Source organism: Gordonia alkanivorans NBRC 16433, assembly GCF_000225505.1.
Classification (GTDB): domain Bacteria; phylum Actinomycetota; class Actinomycetes; order Mycobacteriales; family Mycobacteriaceae; genus Gordonia; species Gordonia alkanivorans.
Genome location: NZ_BACI01000029.1, coordinates 1 through 16,657 on the forward strand (window position 1 = coordinate 1; position 16,657 = coordinate 16,657).

A 16,657-nucleotide genomic window follows, 5' to 3' on the forward strand; every position below is an offset into this window, starting at 1 on the left:
AGGGTGAGCTTGTGCTGCACCAGTGGATGGTCGATGACGGCGACGGTGCCCATGGGTTCCCCTATCGTGGTTCTCAGAAGACGGTTCCGGTGCTGCGGATCGACAAGGGCGGCAGCCCGTTCCGCAGGCGGGTGGCCAGGACCCGGCCGGCCGCCCAGGTTCCGCCCTCGAGGATGCAGGCCAGCGGCATCGTCGCCGCGTCGGTCCCGAGCCGTTCGCGGACGAGTCCGGCGATCTCGTCGAGCAGGGCGACGGTGAGGGCACGCCATTCGATGACGATCTGGTCGCCGACCTCCCATTCGACGTCGGCCCAGTCCTCGTCCCGAAGTGTGAGCACGCCGGTGTCGAGGAAGAGTCCACCGTTGCGGTACTCGGGGAGACCCGTCAGCTCGTCGAGGCCGGTGACCTCGACGCCGGACCAGAGGAACGGTTCCAGCAGCGAGTAGGTCAGCCACTGGGACAGCTTGTGGAACGGGATCCACCCGGCGGTGAGACCCGGTCCGGTCACTGCGCGGTGAGGCCAGCAATCGCCCAGCGGCACGGACCCGATCCTGTTGTCCGACGGCCAGATCGGGCCGAGGTGAGTCAGCACGGCGCCGAGGATCTCGGCAGCGGTCACCGTTCCGCGACCGTCCGCGGTCAGGTGATCGAACAGCCGTCCGGGCCGGCCGTCGGGGCCGAACACCGTCGGCTCATCGGCGAGGACGTCGCCCAGCCGACGCAACAGTTCGACGCGACCCGCCAATCCGGTGAGCGGATTGGTGGGGGAGACCTGGAAGGCGCCGCCCAAACTCTCGATCGTCACCGCACGGAGGCCGGCCGCGTCGACGCGGAGGGGTTGCGCCGCATCGTCGGAGAACAACCCGGCGGTGAACGCCTGCCAGCTGGCGACGCCGAGTCCTTCCGAGCGGGTCAGGACCAGGCCGCTCGACTCCTCACGATAGGACCACTCGGGACCGGCCCCGGCGTCCAGGAGCACGCTGACCAGGACGACGTCGATGAGTGCACGGGTGTGGTCGGGGGAGTTCGTCGACGGTAGTGCGTCACGAAGCGCTCCGAGCCGGTCGACGCCGCCGGCCTCGAAATGGCGCCAGCGACTGTGGAATGGGATCGTGCCGTCGGGATAGCGACCGCGGGTCGTCTCGACGACGATGTCCGCAGCGACACCGAGGGCATCGTCGTGAACCGTGAACCAGGGGGACCGGCCGTCGCGGGCACGCTCGAGGAGCCGGCGCGAACGCTCGCGAACCGCGGTGCTCGTTCGCAGCAGCGCGGCCGCGGCGACGTCATTGTCGGGTGTCCTCGCGGACCGGTCGGCGGTGCCGTTCCGCACGGTGCCGCTCACTCGAGCCCCCGGCCCTTGACCTTTCGCAACGCCTCGGCGTCGGGCACGGGTCCCGGGGTGAAGTAGCCGGCGGCCATCTTGGCGTCGATCTCCACCCGGGCATCGGCCGGGACCAGCTCATCGGGGATGTTGACCCGCTCGCCGACCTCGATGCCCGAGCCGGTGATCGCGTCGTACTTCATGTTGCTCATCGAGACGAGCCGGTGGATCTTGGTGATCCCGAACCAGTGCAGCACATCGGGCATGAGTTCCTGGAAGCGCATGTCCTGAACTCCGGCAACACATTCCGTGCGGGCGAAGTACTGGTCGGCGGTGTCGCCGCCTTCCTGTCGCTTGCGGGCGTTGTAGACGAGGAACTTCGTCACCTCGCCCAGTGCGCGCCCTTCCTTGCGGGAGTAGGCGACCAGGCCCACGCCTCCGCGCTGGGTGCCGCGGATGCACTCCTCGATCGCGTGCGTGAGGTACGGGCGACAGGTGCAGATGTCCGATCCGAACACGTCCGAGCCGTTGCACTCGTCGTGGACGCGGGCGGTCAGCTCGACCGTTGGATCGGCGAGATCACGGGCATCGCCGAAGACGTAGACGGTCTGGCCGCCGATGGGTGGCAGGAAGACCTCCAGGTCCGATCGCGTGACGAGTTCGGGATACATGCCCCCGGTTTCCTCGAACAGCACCCGCCGCAGCTCGGCCTCGGAACAGCCGAAGCGCTCGGCGACACCGGGCAGATGCCACACCGGCTCGACCGCGGCCTTGGTGACCAGGGCGGCGCCGCTCGGGAGCAGCAGCTTGCCGTCGGGGACGAGCCGCCCCTTCTCGATGGCCTCGGCGATCTCGGGGAGGATGACGTGCGCCTTGGTGACCGCGATGGTCGGTCGGATGTCGTAGCCGGCGGCGATCTTGTCGGGGAAGCTCTCGGCGACCGTCGCTCCCCAGGGATCGAGCGAGACGATCGCCTTCGGATCTCCCCATTGCGGATACGGTCCGATGTGGTCGGTCGGGGAGGTGTTGGTCAGATCCGCGCGATGGTCGCGGGCCAGCGCACCGGCGGCCACCGCCAGCGCACGGTAGACGCTGTACGACCCGCTGTGGGTGCCGATCACGTTGCGGTGAGCGCGAACTCCGGTCGTCCCGATGACCGGCCCGCGCTCGGCCGCGGTGGGTGCCCCCCAGTGGATGGGCGGGGCGTCGACTCCGCCGCTGTGCGAGGTCAGTCGGATGTGCCCCAGGGATTTGTGCTCGCCGGACATCGCGATCTCCTTCTGTCACGACGGTCATCCGCCACCTCGAGGAAAGCGCCAGCATAGTTCCGAATTCGCGATCGTGCCGGGCGGAACGACTGCGTTCCTCGGAGACGACGATGCGGTGACACCCGGGTCGGATAACACCGCATCGTCGTGTGAGAGGCGATCAGCGAGTCAGCTGACCGACGGATCGGCTCAGACGTCGAACCGGTCCAGGTTCATGACCTTGTCCCACGCCGCGACGAAGTCCTTGACGAACTTCTCCTCGGCGTCGTCGGAGGCGTACACCTCGGCCAGGGCGCGCAGCTGCGAGTTCGAGCTGAACGCCAGGTCGACGCGGCTGCCGGTCCAGGTCTGTTCACCGGTTGCGCGGTCGGTGCCGACGAAGACGTTCTCGTCGTCGGTCTTCGACCACTTGGTGGACATGTCGAGCAGGTTGACGAAGTAGTCGTTCGTCAGCACGCCCGGCTTGTCGGTGAGCACACCGAGTGCCGAGTTCTGGTAATTGGCACCGAGCACGCGCAGGCCGCCGATGAGGGCGGTCATCTCCGGCGCGCTCACGGTGAGCAGATTCGCCCGGTCGAGCAGCGTGAACTCGGCCGGCTGTGAGGCACCCCGCTTGCCGTTGTCACTGCCGAGGTAGTTGCGGAAACCGTCCGCGGTGGGCTCGAGGTATGCGAACGAGTCGACGTCGATGTCGTCCTGCGCCACGTCGGTGCGGCCCGGCGTGAACGGCACGGTGACGTCGACTCCCGCATCGCGAGCTGCCTTCTCGATGGCGGCGACGCCACCGAGGACGACGAGGTCGGCGAAGGAGATCTTCGCGCCCGCCTCACCGGTGAACGACTCGGCGATGCCCTCCAGCGTCGCGACGATGTCGGCGAGTTCGGTGGGCTCGTTGGCCTCCCAGCTCGCCTGCGGTTGCAGACGGAGGCGACCTCCGTTGGCGCCGCCGCGGAAGTCGCTGCCGCGGAACGACGATGCGGCCGCCCATGCGGTCTTCACCAGCTGCGAGACCGACAGGCCCGACCCGAGTAGCGCAACCTTCAGTGCGGCGATGTCTGCCTCGGAGACGAGCGGTCCCTCGTGCACCGGCACGTTGTCCTGCCAGTCGTAGGTGACGTCGGGAACCAGCGGTCCGCGGTAGCGGATCGCGGGTCCCATGTCGCGGTGGAGCAGCTTGAACCAGGCCTTGGCGAACTCCTCGGCCAGCTCCTCCGGGTGATCCAGCCAGCGGCGGGTGATCTTCCCGTACTCGGGGTCATAACGGAGTGCGAGGTCGCTGGTCAGCATCGACGGGTGGGTCTTGCCGTCACCGAAGGCCATCGGCACGGTGCCCACGCCGGCGCCGTCCTTGGGACGCCACTGGTTGGCGCCCGCCGGGCTCTTGTACAGCTCCCACTCGTAGCCGTAGAGGGTCTCCAGGAAGGCGTTGTCCCACTGGGTCGGGGTCGGGTTCCAGGTCACCTCGAGACCACTCGTGATGGTGTCGGCACCGTTGCCCTCGCCGTGCGAGCTCCGCCAGCCGAGACCGGCGTCCTCGAGTGCGGCGGCCTCCGGCTCGGGACCGACCTGGCTCGCATCCCCGGCGCCGTGCGTCTTGCCGAAAGTGTGACCGCCGACGATGAGTGCCGCGGTCTCGACGTCGTTCATCGCCATCCGGGCGAAGGTGTCCCGGATGTCGGCGGCCGATCCCAGGACGTCTGGATTGCCTTCGGGTCCTTCGGGATTGACGTAGATGAGACCCATCTGCACAGCGGCCAGCGGCTTCTCGAGTTCGCGGTCACCGGAGTACCGCTGATCGGCCAGCCATTCGAGTTCGGGACCCCAGTAGACGTCATCGGGTTCCCACTCGTCGACGCGGCCGAAGGCGAAGCCCGCGGTCTCGAATCCCATCGACTCGAGTGCGACGTTCCCGGCGAAGACCAGCAGGTCGGCCCACGAGACGGCCTGGCCGTACTTCTTCTTGATCGGCCACAGCAGACGACGCGCCTTGTCGAGGTTGGCGTTGTCGGGCCAGCTGTTCAGGGGTGCGAAGCGCTGCATTCCGGCTCCCGCGCCTCCGCGGCCGTCCTGGACGCGGTAGGTGCCCGCGGCATGCCAAGACATACGAACCATGAGGCCGCCGTAGTGACCGAAGTCCGCGGGCCACCAGTCCTGCGAATCGGTCATGAGGGCGGTCAGATCCGCCCTGAGGGCGTCGACGTCGAGGGACTTGAGGGCCTCGTGGTAGTCGAAATCCGCGTCGAGCGGATTCACGACATCCGGATTATGCTGCAGGATCTTCAGATTCATCTGGTTCGGCCACCAGTCACGGTTGCCGCCACCCTCGGTGGGCTGCTTGGCACGATCTTGCATGACCGGGCAGCCGCCGGCCTTCGGTTCGGTGTTCGCCTCGGCGATCGGCGGGTGTTCCTGTGCCATGTCGTTCCTTTCAGGGAAATGGTGATGGTGACTGATGCAGACGTGACCGCGCCCGGTCCCCTGATGTGGACCGGTCGGTCGGATGTGTTGGTCTTCGGCGAACGGTGAACGGTGAATCGGTGGTGGATCAGTGCTGCGGTCAGGACCGGCAGTCGGGGCACAGGCCCCAGTAGACGACCTCGGCCTCGTCGATGACGAAGCCCTGGTCGTTGGACGCGGTGAGGCACGGGGCCGCGCCGACCGCGCAGTCGACGTCGCCGATCGCCCCACAGGAACGGCAGACCACGTGATGGTGGTTGTCGCCGATCCGCGATTCGTAGCGGGACACGTGACCCGATGGCTGGATACGACGGATGAGACCGGCAGATGTCAACGCGGCCAACACGTCATAAACGGTTTGCTGCGACACGTCGGGCACTTCGGTTCGCGTCTCGCGAAGCACCGTGTCGGTGTCGGCATGGGGATGCGCATGCACCGCACGCATGACGGCGACCCGCGGTCGGGTGACGCGGAGTCGTGCTGCGCGCAGCTTGGTGGCGCAGTCGTCGTCGGTGAGCATGACTCGAGTATGCACACTTTTCTGGAATGGTTCAAGTTTGGGTGCTGTCGATGTGTCGGATCGTGACGCGGGTACGACGTACGATCGGCTCATGTGGAAGCGACGTCCTGCCGGCCGTGGGTGACCTGATGTCTCGCTACGACGAGATCGTCGACGAACTCTACGGTCTGACGCCGGATCTGTTCGTGAAACGCCGAAACGAGCTCGCCAAGGAGGTCAAGGCCGAGGGGGAATCCGCTCTGGCCAAGGACATCTCGCAACTCCGTAGGCCCACGCAGGCTGCCTGGGCGATCAATCAGTGGGTCCGAGTGAATCCCGATGACTGCGCTCAGATCACCGCACTCGCCGCGGACCTGTCTGCAGCGCAACGGCGTTCGGCAGTGGACGCGATGCGCGAGCTGTCCCGCCGACGCCAGGAGTTGATCAATTCCGCCGCCGACGGGGTGGCCGGTACCGCCGCCTCCCTCGGAGTACGGTTGTCCGACAGTGCGGTTCGCGAGGTTGCGGCAACGCTGCGCGCGGCGATCGCAGACGCCGAGACCCTGGAACGCTTTCGACGCGGCAGCCTCGTCACCTCCGCGGAGTACAGCGGCTTCGGTCCGGCCGGGGTGTTCGTCGTGCCCGATCTGCCGGCCGAGCCGGAACACGCGGCCGAGGACGGTGTGGATGCCTCGAGTGATGTCGACGCGGTGGCCGCCGGCGAGACCGGCGAGACCGACGAGGACGCCGCGGTCAGGCGCGAACTCGAGGCACGCCTGTCCCGGGCCGAAGAGGACGAGCGGACGGCGCGCGACGGTCTCGGCGATGCGTCGACCGCGGTCGACGAGGCGTCCTCAGAGGTCGACGAACTCGTCGCACGGGCGCGGGAACTGCGCGAGCAGCTGTCGCGGGTCGAGGACTCACTGCGCTTCGCGCGTCAGCGACTGTCGACCGCCGAGCGGGGCCGGTCGGACGCCAAGGTGGCGCTGCGCGACGCGGTTGCCGAGTCGAACAAGCTGAGGGCCGCGCTCACGGATCTCTGAGGTCGCGTGCGCCGACGGTGCTCCACTTCCGGCGAGGTGACAGCCTCAGATCAGACGCAACGAATCGTCGCGTCGAAGGACGAAGAAGTACGGCGCGGGCGAGCCCTTGAGGTCCATGGCGCCGATGACCGCATCGTCGGAGATGCGACGGAAGACGTCGTTGATGGGGAGTTGGTCGTACATCATCGTGGCGGTGTCGGTGCCGCGGTAGCGGGTGGTACGCAGCCGCGCGCGTGCCTTGCGGGTCTGGCTCAGCAAGCGGGTCGCTGCGATCGGTGTGGCGAAAGACATCGCTTTGACCTGTGGTGCCTTCTCGGCGATCGTGAGTCCGCTGAAGGCGATCCCCGGGTTCATCGCCCAGAGGGCGGTGTGGTCGCGGGTGGGGAAGAGCAACGGGTGCACGGTCTCGGCGTCGACGAATTGCTTTCCCCACCAGCCGCTGGCGGCGAGGAACCCGTCGAGGGGGTGTCCGGTCGGCAGTTCCGCACCGCGCCAGGTGCCGATCATGAACTCCGGTTCGACCGCGTCGCAGGAGTCGAACAACTCGAGCGCCTCGGCGGTGTCGGTCGGGGTGGTGGTCAGCATCTCGCGCACGTCCATGGCACCGATCGTACGGGCAAAGACACAGATAGAGAAGAATGTCGCAACGTCATGGGGGTGAACCGGCGGTGAGTCCGCGGGCCGCGGCCCCGGACTCGGATTCCGACGTGAGCCACGCGACCGCGAACGCGCCGGCGATCGCTCCCGCGAAACCGACGTACGCGAGCCAGCCGAGTCCGTCGACGGCGCGGTCGCCGAGGAACAGGACGCCGATCACCGATGGGATGCCCACCTCGCCCACGACCAGCACAGCGGTGACGGCGTTGACCGGTCCGAGCTGCAGCGCGACCGTCTGTACGTAGAACGCGACGGCGCCGGCGATGGCGATCGTCCAGGCCCCCGGGTCGGTGACCAGCGCCGCGGCGTCGAACGGATGAACGCCGTCCAGAACGCGAACCGCCACCGCCAAGGCGCCGTACATCGCGCCGGCAAGCGCTCCCGCCAGGATGGCGCCGCGTCGTCCCAGGAGATGCACTACGACCACACCGACCACAGCGACAGTGGTCGACACGATGAACAGCGCCCAGTGGAACGCAATGTCGTGCGCGGTCGCGGCTTCATGCGATGCCGATGCGCCGAGCATGCAGAGCGAGGCGACGACGACGCCCATCGCGGCCAGGTCCCGACCTCTCAGCGTCGTGCCGAGCAGAACGCTGCCGAGAAGCGCGGTGATGATCAGGTTCCCGGCGACGATCGTCTGTGCCAGGAAGAGGGGGAGAAGCCGCGCCGCGACGGCACCGCCGGCGAAACCGAGGATCACCATGAGCGTGCCGATGAGGAAGGCCGGATCGCGGAAGGTGTCGAGTGTGGAGCGCAGCGACGGTCCGCGCTCGGTCGTGACCGACGCGGTCTCGGTGGTACCGGCCGCGTTCCGTGCACCCAGTGCGCGCAGGACCGTCGACAGTCCGTAGGCCACCGCGGCGAGCGAAGCCGCCACCACTCCGATCGTGAACACCGTACGAAAGTACCGGTCCCCGTTGTCCGTCGCCGGGGTTCCGAACCGGGGTCGGTGTCGCCGTCGCACCGGAATAGTCGCCGATCTTCGGCAGTTGCCCAGACCATGACCACCTCGAAGTACGACCCGCGCGACCTCCTCGCCGAATCATCGCTCGGTGTTCTCGCCACGATCAAGTCCTCCGGCCTCCCGCAGCTGTCCCCGGTGACCGCGTACTACGACCGTGATGCCGACACGATCTACGTGTCGATGACCGAGGGCCGGGCCAAGACGGCAAACCTGCGGCGCGACCCGCGGGCAGCACTGGAGGTCACCGGGCCCGACCGCTACACGTGGGCGACGGCCGAAGGTGACGTCGTGTTGATCGGTCCCGGCACCGATCCCCACGGACCCGAGGTAGAGGCCCTCGTCGACTACTACCGGAAGGCCGCGGGGGAGCACCCGGACTGGGACGAGTACCGCAGCGTAATGGTCTCTGATCGTCGGGTGTTGATGGTGATGTCGGTGAAGCGCGTCTACGGCGAGCGGCTTCGCTGATTCGCCGGCGAAGTTCTTCGCGATGAGGACCTCAGCTGTCCTCATTGTGCGCCACAGTGGAGGAATGTCCACAGAAATCCAGGTGACGTTCGATTGCGCTGATCCCGCGGCACTCGCCGCCTTCTGGTCCGAGGTGCTCGGGTACCGGATTCAGGCGCCGCCCACGGGGTTCGACAGCTGGGACGCCGCGCTCGATGCGATGGGTGTCCCGCCGGAACGCAGGAACGACGCGTCTGCGGTCACCGACCCCGACGGTCGCGGTCCACGGATCTTCTTCCAGCGCGTGCCGGAAGGCAAGACAGCCAAGAACCGGGTACACCTCGACGTCCGGGCCGCATCCGGCCTGACCGGTGACGACCGCCTCGCCGCGCTCGAGGCGGAGTCGGCCCGCCTCGTGGTCCTGGGTGCAACTCGCGTTCGACGAGTTGAGCCGGAACCGCCTCTCGGTGCCGGGCACATCGTCATGCGTGATCCCGAGGGCAACGAATTCTGCCTGGACTGAGCGCATTTCGTAGCAGACGACGACGCTATGTCCCCACGCGGTCGACGGATTCGTCCGTCAGCGACATGTCGGCTGCGACGTGCAGCTTGCCGTCCAGGTCGGGCTGTTCGAACGTGACCCGCGCGTCCCGTCCGTCGACGATCAGGGAGGCGATGGTGTTACCGAACAGGGGGCCGAGCGCGTTGTGCCACGTGACGGGGAGTTGCGGCGCTCCGCGGGAACCGGCCCAGCGTCGGACGATCTTGGCAAGACGCGGCGACCAGCCGAGCCGGAACACGCCCTTCATGTACGGCGGTATGGCGTTGTGCACCGGTGAGCACACCAACTGATAGACCACCGCACCGGTGGTTTCGGCGAAATCCGCTCGCGCGGCATAACTGTGGTGGACGTCGCCCGACAGGACACTGATGGTCGCCGGACCGAGGGTTCGATCGCTGTTGCCGAGGCCGGCGACCCCACTGATCATCCGACTCAGCCGGGTGAAGGAATCGAAGAAGGCGGGCCAGTGCTCCAGGTCGGCACCCTGCCGGATCTTCTCGGCCAGCTGTCCGACCCGGCCGTCGTGGCGGGCCCCGATCTCGTTGAGCGTCTCGACGTCGCTGAGGACGGGCGGGAGCAGCCACGGCAACGACGACCCGAGCACCAGGTGGTCCACCGACTCGACGTCGTCGTTGACCTGGTCTTCGATCCAATCGAACTCGGTGTCACTCAACATCTTCCGGACGCCACCGGCGAGAATGCGGCCGTTACGTGAATCGATCATCGTCAGTCGCGTCGCGCCGAGATCCCACCGGAAGCTGAACCGGATCCCTTTGACGCCGTCGGTTTCGGAATCGGCGCGGTCGGCGAGATCGACCAGATGCGGCCAGCAGTCCCCGGCGATCTCCCTCACCTGGCGGTAGCCGTCGGAGGCGTCCAGTTCCGCGGGGGACAGGTTACCGAGGTGCTGATACACCCAGTACGACGCGAGTCCGGCGCGTATCCGGTCACGCCACCAGGGTTGGTCGTCCATCTGCCGGCGCCAGGTGTCCGAGGTGTTCCAGTCGTCGCGGATGTCGTGGTCGTCGAAGATCATCGCGGTCGGGACGGTGGACAGGATCCAGCGTATCTCCGGGTCGCCCCAGGTGTGCCGGTAGAGACCCTCGTACTCCTGGAAGCTCACCACCTCGTCAGACGGACCGGCGGTCGAGGTCCTGGTCGACTCAAGCTTCTCCTTGACCTGCGGCGTCAGTTCGTCGGCGTAGACCTGATCGCCGAGGAGGATGAGGGTGTCGGGCCATTCGTCGACGGGCAGGTGGCGCATGCGGACCGCATAACAGTCCAGTGCGTCGAGTCCGAGTTTTTCGTCGACCTTCGGGTCCTCCGCCTTGGGGTAGCGGCACGACCCGAAGACGAGCCGGTGATGGCGGGCGCTTTCGGGTCCGCGCGTCCGAATGATGCTGGGCGGAAAGTCGGAATCCGGCAGTGGCCATTCCCGAGAACCGTCGACGAACACCTCGTATTCAGTCGTGGTGTCCGGCGTCAGACCGGTGACCTCGACGAGCGCGTAGTGATTTCCGACGACCTCGAAGGTGTGCGAGCGGCTGCCGAGGACCTCCACCTCCGCGGGTCCGTCCGTCTGGACCCAGACCAGCGCGGATGTCTCGTCGACGTGCCGAAGGATCGGACCCAGTACCAACGCCATCCGCCCAGACTAGGCCCGTGGAACGGTGTCCGTGGGCCGATAACCTATCTGGGTGGAGACCGGAGACGTCGTGACCGAAACCGCCGACACCGAGGCTGCCGTCGCCCGGGTACTCGCGGAACTCGCCGAACTCGAGGACCCGAAGATCCGCGCGGTCAACGAGAGGCACGGAGACGACCACGGCGTCAATCTGACCAAGCTGCGGGCCGTCGCCAAACGTCTGAAGACCCAGCACGACCTCGCTTCGGCGTTGTGGGCTACCGGTGACACGGCCGCTCGACTGGTCGCAGTGCTCATCTGCCGACCGAAGGCCTTCGACGTCGCGCAGCTCGACACGATGGTGCGCGAGGCCGGTCGCCCGAAGGTGCACGACTGGCTCGTCGGTTACGTCGTGAAGAAGAACCCGCACAGGGAAGAACTGCGCGTCGCGTGGATGGACGACGCGGACGAGGCCGCGCGCAGCGCCGGCTGGGTCCTCACCACCGAACGGGTGGCCAAGAAGCCCGACGGACTCGACCTCGTCGGGCTTCTCGACATCATCGAATCGGAGATGCGGGACGCCCCGGACCGCCTGCAGTGGGCGATGAACACCTGTTTGGCGACGATCGGCATCGAACACCCCGGATACCGGGCGCGCGCCATCTCCATCGGTGAGCGCCTGAGGGTCCTCGAGGACTACCCCACGTCACCCGGATGTATCTCACCGTTCGCGCCCACCTGGATCACCGAGATGATAAAGCGACAGCAGGCGTGAGCGTCATGCGTCGGTGTACTGCACGGCGACGTCGAGGATCGCTGTCGGTCTGTGCGCTTCGCTCGCGCGATTCGATGCCGATGTCGAGGTGATCGGCCCGAAAGAGCTGCGGACGGCCTTCGCGACGCTGGCGGAGCGGTCGGCACGAGCGTCCGGGGGAGTCGCGTCAGATGGGGCTCTCCCTGATGGTCTCGGTGAAGCACTCAGATCACACCGGGCGGTACGCGGTCCTCTATCCCGCGATCGCCGAGGCGGCCCGACGCTGCGCCGCCGAGCGCGTAGGGCTGATCTCGACGACGAGCTCGATCACGCAGAATCATCTCCACCGCAACAGATTTCGGGAGATCCGATCATGACGCTGTCGGATGCGGTCTCGTGTGTCCCGGATCGGGCGCTGCCTCTGGTCATCACCGCCTGGTCGCTGTCGGGGTTCTCGCCGGAGAGACGACGCCGATTCGTGCATGCGTTGGAGGAGCTCTCCTCGGCGAGAGGACTGCCTGGGTGTCGGTCGAAGGGGTCGGGGTCGCGCCCACCATTCCGGCCCTCGGGGATCGTCCGGCGTCTGGGCACAGCATCATCGGGCTGACCGTGTTCGAGCCGTCAACCACATTGCCGCGCTTCGATGTCGCCGGCGACGCGGTCGGCCGGTGCTGGTCCCGCGGACGGTTCATGTCCTGGTTCGCCTGAGTGGTCCGCGCGGTCCGCGGGCACCCGGTGACCGGTGCGGTCGAGTGCGGACACGGCGATGGACGCACTCGACAACACCGCGGCCACGACGAAGGCGAGCCCGTAACCCGCGGCGGTGATAGTGGCACCGAGGGCGATGGCACCCACTGCCTGCCCGAACATCAACGCGATGAACAGGAGTGCGGTACCCGCAGCCGATCGTGCCGCATCGATGGTCGAGGTCCAGGCGATGAGCGCGGATGTCGCCGAGGTGAAACCCCACCCGAAGAAGAGGCAGCCGACGAGCGTGACCGCCATCTGTCCCGGAGCAGCGGCGACCAGGAGAATCCCGACCGTCATCGTTCCGCAGCTGAGTGTCCACGCCGAGGTCGCCGACCACCTCGCCAACGGTGTGGCGGTGAGAGCCACTGCGGCGCCGCCGATTCCGATCATGATCCACGCGATGATCGTGCCACGTTGGGATGATCCGCCGGTGTCGACGAGGATCGCACGGCCGTACGTCCACATGGCGCTCGACGCCCCGCCCAGCAGAACCGCGATGGTCAGTGCGGTGCCGTGGCGGCGGATCCACCCGACGGACAGGGCGTGCGACTGCTCGTCCTGGACGGCGGAACCCGGCTGGTCGGTGATGAGGAGGGCGACCGCGATGACCGCGGTGACCACGCCGATGATCGCCCAGGTCAGTCGCCATTCGGGTAGGAAGGCGAGTGCCAGCGCCCCGGCGCCGACGAGTCCGGGTCCGGTGCCGGAGTTGACCATCGACTGCGCCCGGTCCACGCGATTCGCGGCGATGTTGCGCCGGACGACGCTCACCATAGCGGGCGACGCCAGGCCTGCTCCCGCAGAACTGATCACGGCGAAGAGTCCGAAGGTGAGCAGGTCCCCGGCGGCGGCCATGCCCCAGACCCCACCCGCCGCGGTGGCTGTGGCGACGACGATCAAGACCCGAGGATTTCGGCGTCCGTAGCGGAACCCGCACAACGCCGCGAGGCAGTAGACCAGCGACGACCCCGAGGAGATATCCCCCCCACGGGCCGAATCGAGAGCCAGGTCCGCCTGGATGTCGGGTAGGAACAGCCCGTATGCGAGTCGCACCAGCCCGTAGGTCGCCGCGATGAAAGCTGTGCCGGCCACGATGACCGATGGCTCACGACCGAGACCAAACGAAAACGTGCGTTTCATATTTTCGAGTCTAGGCTGATTGCCATGCCGATGCGCAAGAGCTCCGAGGAGAAACTGCTCGACGCAGTTGATGACCTGGTGTTCTCGCGCGGAATCGAATCGACGCCCGTCGACGCCATCCTCGCGCGGGCGGGCGTGTCGGCGGCGACCCTGTACCGCGGCTACCGCAGCAAAGAGGCGCTGGTCGCAGCCTCCCTCGCACGACGACACGAGCGCTGGCGCCAGACGTGGGGGAGTCTCATCGCGGCTGCGCCCGACGCCGAGGGCCGGTTGCTGGCCATCTTCGACGCCATCGACGAGTTCGCCGCCCGACCCGACGGCGCGCGGTGGTGCGCGTTCCTGGGAACCGCTGCCGAGATGTCCGACCCGCCGCCCGAGATCGCCGACGCGGTCACGCGCGACACCGACCACATGCGACAGACCCTCCGCGAGCTCGCCGCGCAACTGCCGTGCGCGAATCCCCACCACCTGGCCGAGCAGATCCTCGTCGTGGTCACCGGCGAACTCGCGATGAGACTGCGTGACCGGCCCTTACGGAAGTCGACACTCGGCCGGGGGATCGCGGTGACACTCATCGCGGTCGCGTGTGACTCGTCGTAGCGTCCGAGTTGCCCGCTTTCGGGTTTGCATACAAGCTGTGCCTGCGGACTGATCGGAGTCCGACACTTCCAACGAGGAGACGCGTATGCGGCCGACCGGGGACACGGCGACTGTGGTGGTGGACGCGATGGTCACCGGGCTCGGGAGTGCGCCGATCGGGCTCGGGAGTGCGCCGATCGGACTCACGGGATCGGACGGCGGGTGGGCGATCGGGATCGAGGACGGTCGGGTCGTCTCGATCGACACCGTCCCGGCACGGCCGGGACGCTGTGACGTGGCGCTGCCCACCTTGGCGAATGCCCATGATCACGGGCGCGGTGACGGCACGCAGTTGCTCGGTGCGCGCGATGCCCGCCTCGACCCTTGGATCGCGGATTTCCTCGCACTCACCCCCGGTGACTCGCAGTACGACAACGTCTTCGGCTCGTCGGAACGCATGCGCGATGCCGGGGTGGGTTCGGTCAACATCTGTCTCAATCCGACAACCGATGATCTCGCGCACGAGGTCCGCGAGGCTGCACGCGCCGTGCGTGCAGTCGGTGTGCGCGCCTGTATCGGGGTGCCGTTGACATCGTTGTCCGCCGGGGCCATGCGGGAGGGGCGGGGCAGGAATGCGCGAGCACGCGCCCATGCCGAACGCGAACTGGACCGGATCGACGAACTGGCGGCGGAGATCGAGGGCCCGGATCTCGCACTGGTCTATCACCCGGTCGGTCCGCAGTGGGTCGACGAAGATGCCCTTGCCGCCTGCGCCGACCGCAGTGCTGCGACGGGACGTGTCATGCACATGCATCTCCTCGAAACCGAGGCGCAGCGGCAGTGGGCCGACCGCACATATCCAGACGGGATCGTCCGAGCGCTCGACGACCTGGGATTCCTCACCGCGCAAACGGTTCTCGCGCACGGGGTGCATCTCAGGCCGGATGAGATGGAACTGATCGCGCGGCGCGGGAGCACCGTCGTCGTCAACGCCGCCTCCAACTTCCGGCTGGCGTCGGGGATTCCCGACGTCGACGCCATGACCACCGCCGGAGTACGCGTGGCCATCGGTATGGACGGGATGACCCTCGAGGACGACGCCGACATGTGGCGGGAGCTGCGGCTGGTTCGCGGGCTCTGGCAGGGGTTGCGCCGCGACACGGTCGGAGCGCGCGAGGTGCTCGGGCCCGCGACCGTCGGGGCGGCGGCGTCGTTCGGTGCCGCAGCCCCCGAACCGTTGCAGGTCGGCGCCCTGGCCGACTTCGTCGTACACGACCTGACCCGGTGGGCCGAGGTGATCCGGCACCCGCGGTGGGGCAGCGCGGAGGTCGCCCTGTCCGGCGCAAGAGGGTCAACCGTCCGCGAGATGTGGTGCCGTGGAGTGCAACTCGTCGACAAGGGGCGCCGTCGCGGCGACTGAGTCAGGTGTGTTTCGCGATGTCTACCGTCGCGAAACACGACGGCAATACTTCGCCAAGACTATGTATGCACATTCGTATACAAACTTGGATACAGAACTCGGAAGGGTTTGATCGCCGTGGGAATACAGCTCTTCGATCTTGCCGAACTCGGTGAGGCGACGACGTCGGGAGACGCCGGTCTCCTCGCCCGATTCGACGAGGTCTGCCGCGACGTGGGCGCATTCGCAATGACCGGTCTGACCTTGCCGGACGGACTGATCGATCGGGTCCACGCGGCAACCCTCGAGTTCTTCTCACTGCCGTACGAGGCGAAGGTGGGCCTCCAGTCGGCCGACGGGGACCAGTTCGTGGGCTGGAAGGGCTCCAACAACGTCAACGAGTTCGGCTTCCAGGACCACAAGGAGATGTTCCACATCGGGCCTCGGGTGGACGGAACGCTGGCCGGACCCGACGCCGACGGTGTGGTCCCCGCGTGGTCCGACGACCACGGCGTCGAATGCCCCCTATGGCCGGACCGATTGCCGGCGTTCCGGCAGACCTGGCACGAGTACTTCCGCGTGATGCAGGAGAACGCAACCACTCTGGGCCTCGCCATGGCCGCCGCGCTCGGCGTCGGACAGTCCGCATGGATGGAACTCATCGAGGACAACTGGGCCGATCTCGCCGCCAACTACTATCCGCCGGCGACCGCCGGATCGGGTGGGGTGCGTAACGCCATCCACTCCGACCTCACGATGTTCACGATCCTCTACCAGGACGCGGGCGGCGGAGGCGGCCTTCGTATGCAGACCCGGGCCGGCGAGTGGCTCGACGTTCCGCCCCGCGACGACGTGTTCCTGGTGAACGTCGGTGAACTGCTGACCTACCTCACCGACGGTCGCTGGTGGGCGGTCCCGCATGAGGTGAGCGAAGCCGATCTGAGTGCTCCCGGTGCCGACACCCCGCGTATCTCCATCCCGTTCTTCTACCGCCCCAACGACGCGTACACCATCGCACCCCTTCTCGGCGACGCAGCTTCGGAACCGCTCCGCGTCGGCGAATGGGTGCGCAATCGAAAGCTGCTCACCCGCAAGGCGGATTGACGAGTCGGAGTCGCCTCGCACCGTTCACATCCCGACCCATCCACATCCCGATCTCCACCGTGCGCGCATGCGCACGGCCGTCG

At 67.4% G+C, this 16,657-nt stretch carries 16 protein-coding genes; 8 read left to right on the top strand and 8 right to left on the bottom strand.

Annotation, left to right across the window (positions count from 1 at the left end; translation table 11 throughout):
• Positions 1 to 73 precede the first annotated feature (73 nt).
• The 4 genes from GOALK_RS04005 to GOALK_RS04020 form a co-directional block, all read right to left on the bottom strand.
• A complete protein-coding gene (locus GOALK_RS04005) occupies positions 74 to 1,345 on the bottom strand; it encodes a URC4/urg3 family protein (RefSeq protein ID WP_006357514.1) in 1,272 nt (423 codons plus the stop codon).
• Positions 1,342 to 2,592, bottom strand: a complete 1,251-nt coding sequence (locus GOALK_RS04010) for a GTP cyclohydrolase II (protein WP_006357515.1) — start codon at positions 2,590 to 2,592, stop codon at positions 1,342 to 1,344. Before GOALK_RS04010 ends, GOALK_RS04005 begins: the two co-directional genes overlap by 4 nt.
• Before the next feature lie 189 nt (positions 2,593 to 2,781).
• Entirely contained in the window at positions 2,782 to 5,010 is a 2,229-nt protein-coding gene (gene katG, locus GOALK_RS04015) for a catalase/peroxidase HPI (protein WP_006357516.1), read from the bottom strand.
• A 139-nt stretch (positions 5,011 to 5,149) separates the two neighbouring features.
• The gene (locus tag GOALK_RS04020) at positions 5,150 to 5,569 is read right to left on the bottom strand and encodes a Fur family transcriptional regulator (RefSeq protein WP_006357517.1); all 420 of its coding nucleotides are present in this window, start codon (positions 5,567 to 5,569) and stop codon (positions 5,150 to 5,152) included.
• Positions 5,570 to 5,697: 128 nt separating this feature from the next.
• Between GOALK_RS04020 and GOALK_RS04025 the strand changes: the two genes are divergently transcribed.
• Positions 5,698 to 6,591, top strand: a complete 894-nt coding sequence (locus GOALK_RS04025) for a hypothetical protein (RefSeq protein WP_006357518.1) — start codon at positions 5,698 to 5,700, stop codon at positions 6,589 to 6,591.
• Positions 6,592 to 6,636: 45 nt separating this feature from the next.
• Here the strand turns inward: GOALK_RS04025 and GOALK_RS04030 are convergent, their stop codons facing one another.
• Together GOALK_RS04030 and GOALK_RS04035 are read right to left on the bottom strand one after the other, a co-directional pair.
• A complete protein-coding gene (locus tag GOALK_RS04030) occupies positions 6,637 to 7,191 on the bottom strand; it encodes a DUF4334 domain-containing protein (protein WP_006357519.1) in 555 nt (184 codons plus the stop codon).
• A 49-nt stretch (positions 7,192 to 7,240) separates the two neighbouring features.
• A complete protein-coding gene (locus GOALK_RS04035) occupies positions 7,241 to 8,146 on the bottom strand; it encodes a hypothetical protein (RefSeq protein WP_006357520.1) in 906 nt (301 codons plus the stop codon).
• Between the two features lie 105 nt (positions 8,147 to 8,251).
• On the opposite strand from GOALK_RS04035, the gene GOALK_RS04040 reads away from it, so the two are divergent.
• Both GOALK_RS04040 and GOALK_RS04045 read left to right on the top strand, forming a co-directional pair.
• Positions 8,252 to 8,683: a PPOX class F420-dependent oxidoreductase gene (locus GOALK_RS04040; protein ID WP_006357521.1), complete on the top strand. Its 432-nt coding sequence runs from the start codon at positions 8,252 to 8,254 to the stop codon at positions 8,681 to 8,683.
• A gap of 64 nt (positions 8,684 to 8,747) precedes the next feature.
• The gene (locus GOALK_RS04045; protein ID WP_006357522.1) at positions 8,748 to 9,185 is read left to right on the top strand and encodes a VOC family protein; all 438 of its coding nucleotides are present in this window, start codon (positions 8,748 to 8,750) and stop codon (positions 9,183 to 9,185) included.
• Positions 9,186 to 9,210: 25 nt separating this feature from the next.
• Here GOALK_RS04045 and GOALK_RS04050 read toward each other — a convergent pair whose 3' ends face one another.
• A complete protein-coding gene (locus GOALK_RS04050) occupies positions 9,211 to 10,869 on the bottom strand; it encodes an alkaline phosphatase D family protein (protein WP_006357523.1) in 1,659 nt (552 codons plus the stop codon).
• A 70-nt stretch (positions 10,870 to 10,939) separates the two neighbouring features.
• Between GOALK_RS04050 and GOALK_RS04055 the strand changes: the two genes are divergently transcribed.
• Together GOALK_RS04055 and GOALK_RS23315 are read left to right on the top strand one after the other, a co-directional pair.
• Positions 10,940 to 11,623: a DNA alkylation repair protein gene (locus GOALK_RS04055; RefSeq protein ID WP_040003991.1), complete on the top strand. Its 684-nt coding sequence runs from the start codon at positions 10,940 to 10,942 to the stop codon at positions 11,621 to 11,623.
• Positions 11,624 to 11,711: 88 nt separating this feature from the next.
• Entirely contained in the window at positions 11,712 to 12,209 is a 498-nt protein-coding gene (locus tag GOALK_RS23315) for a DUF2332 family protein (RefSeq protein WP_230461929.1), read from the top strand.
• A gap of 14 nt (positions 12,210 to 12,223) precedes the next feature.
• Here the strand turns inward: GOALK_RS23315 and GOALK_RS04065 are convergent, their stop codons facing one another.
• A complete protein-coding gene (locus tag GOALK_RS04065; RefSeq protein WP_006357525.1) occupies positions 12,224 to 13,492 on the bottom strand; it encodes an MFS transporter in 1,269 nt (422 codons plus the stop codon).
• Between the two features lie 24 nt (positions 13,493 to 13,516).
• Here GOALK_RS04065 and GOALK_RS04070 point away from each other — a divergent pair, with 24 nt between their 5' ends.
• From GOALK_RS04070 to GOALK_RS04080, 3 genes are all read left to right on the top strand, one after another.
• On the top strand, positions 13,517 to 14,092 hold the full coding sequence (locus tag GOALK_RS04070) for a TetR/AcrR family transcriptional regulator (protein WP_006357526.1): 576 nt from the start codon (positions 13,517 to 13,519) through the stop codon (positions 14,090 to 14,092).
• 85 nt (positions 14,093 to 14,177) lie between these two features.
• Positions 14,178 to 15,491 (top strand): amidohydrolase family protein, encoded by a 1,314-nt coding sequence (locus GOALK_RS04075; protein ID WP_006357527.1) that lies wholly within the window; start codon positions 14,178 to 14,180, stop codon positions 15,489 to 15,491.
• Between the two features lie 117 nt (positions 15,492 to 15,608).
• On the top strand, positions 15,609 to 16,574 hold the full coding sequence (locus GOALK_RS04080) for a 2OG-Fe(II) oxygenase family protein (protein WP_040003987.1): 966 nt from the start codon (positions 15,609 to 15,611) through the stop codon (positions 16,572 to 16,574).
• Positions 16,575 to 16,657 lie beyond the last annotated feature (83 nt).

Bases quoted from the DNA above. Each gene is read 5' to 3' on its own strand.
- GOALK_RS04020 (WP_006357517.1), bottom strand. From the start codon at position 5,569: ATGCTCACCGACGACGACTGCGCCACCAAGCTGCGCGCAGCACGACTC.
- GOALK_RS04040 (WP_006357521.1), top strand. From the start codon at position 8,252: ATGACCACCTCGAAGTACGACCCGCGCGACCTCCTCGCCGAATCATCG.
- katG (WP_006357516.1), bottom strand. From the start codon at position 5,010: ATGGCACAGGAACACCCGCCGATCGCCGAGGCGAACACCGAACCGAAG.
- GOALK_RS04065 (WP_006357525.1), bottom strand. From the start codon at position 13,492: ATGAAACGCACGTTTTCGTTTGGTCTCGGTCGTGAGCCATCGGTCATC.
- GOALK_RS04025 (WP_006357518.1), top strand. From the start codon at position 5,698: ATGTCTCGCTACGACGAGATCGTCGACGAACTCTACGGTCTGACGCCG.
- GOALK_RS04010 (WP_006357515.1), bottom strand. From the start codon at position 2,592: ATGTCCGGCGAGCACAAATCCCTGGGGCACATCCGACTGACCTCGCAC.
- GOALK_RS04030 (WP_006357519.1), bottom strand. From the start codon at position 7,191: ATGGACGTGCGCGAGATGCTGACCACCACCCCGACCGACACCGCCGAG.
- GOALK_RS04045 (WP_006357522.1), top strand. From the start codon at position 8,748: ATGTCCACAGAAATCCAGGTGACGTTCGATTGCGCTGATCCCGCGGCA.
- GOALK_RS04075 (WP_006357527.1), top strand. From the start codon at position 14,178: ATGCGGCCGACCGGGGACACGGCGACTGTGGTGGTGGACGCGATGGTC.
- GOALK_RS04050 (WP_006357523.1), bottom strand. From the start codon at position 10,869: ATGGCGTTGGTACTGGGTCCGATCCTTCGGCACGTCGACGAGACATCC.
- GOALK_RS04070 (WP_006357526.1), top strand. From the start codon at position 13,517: ATGCCGATGCGCAAGAGCTCCGAGGAGAAACTGCTCGACGCAGTTGAT.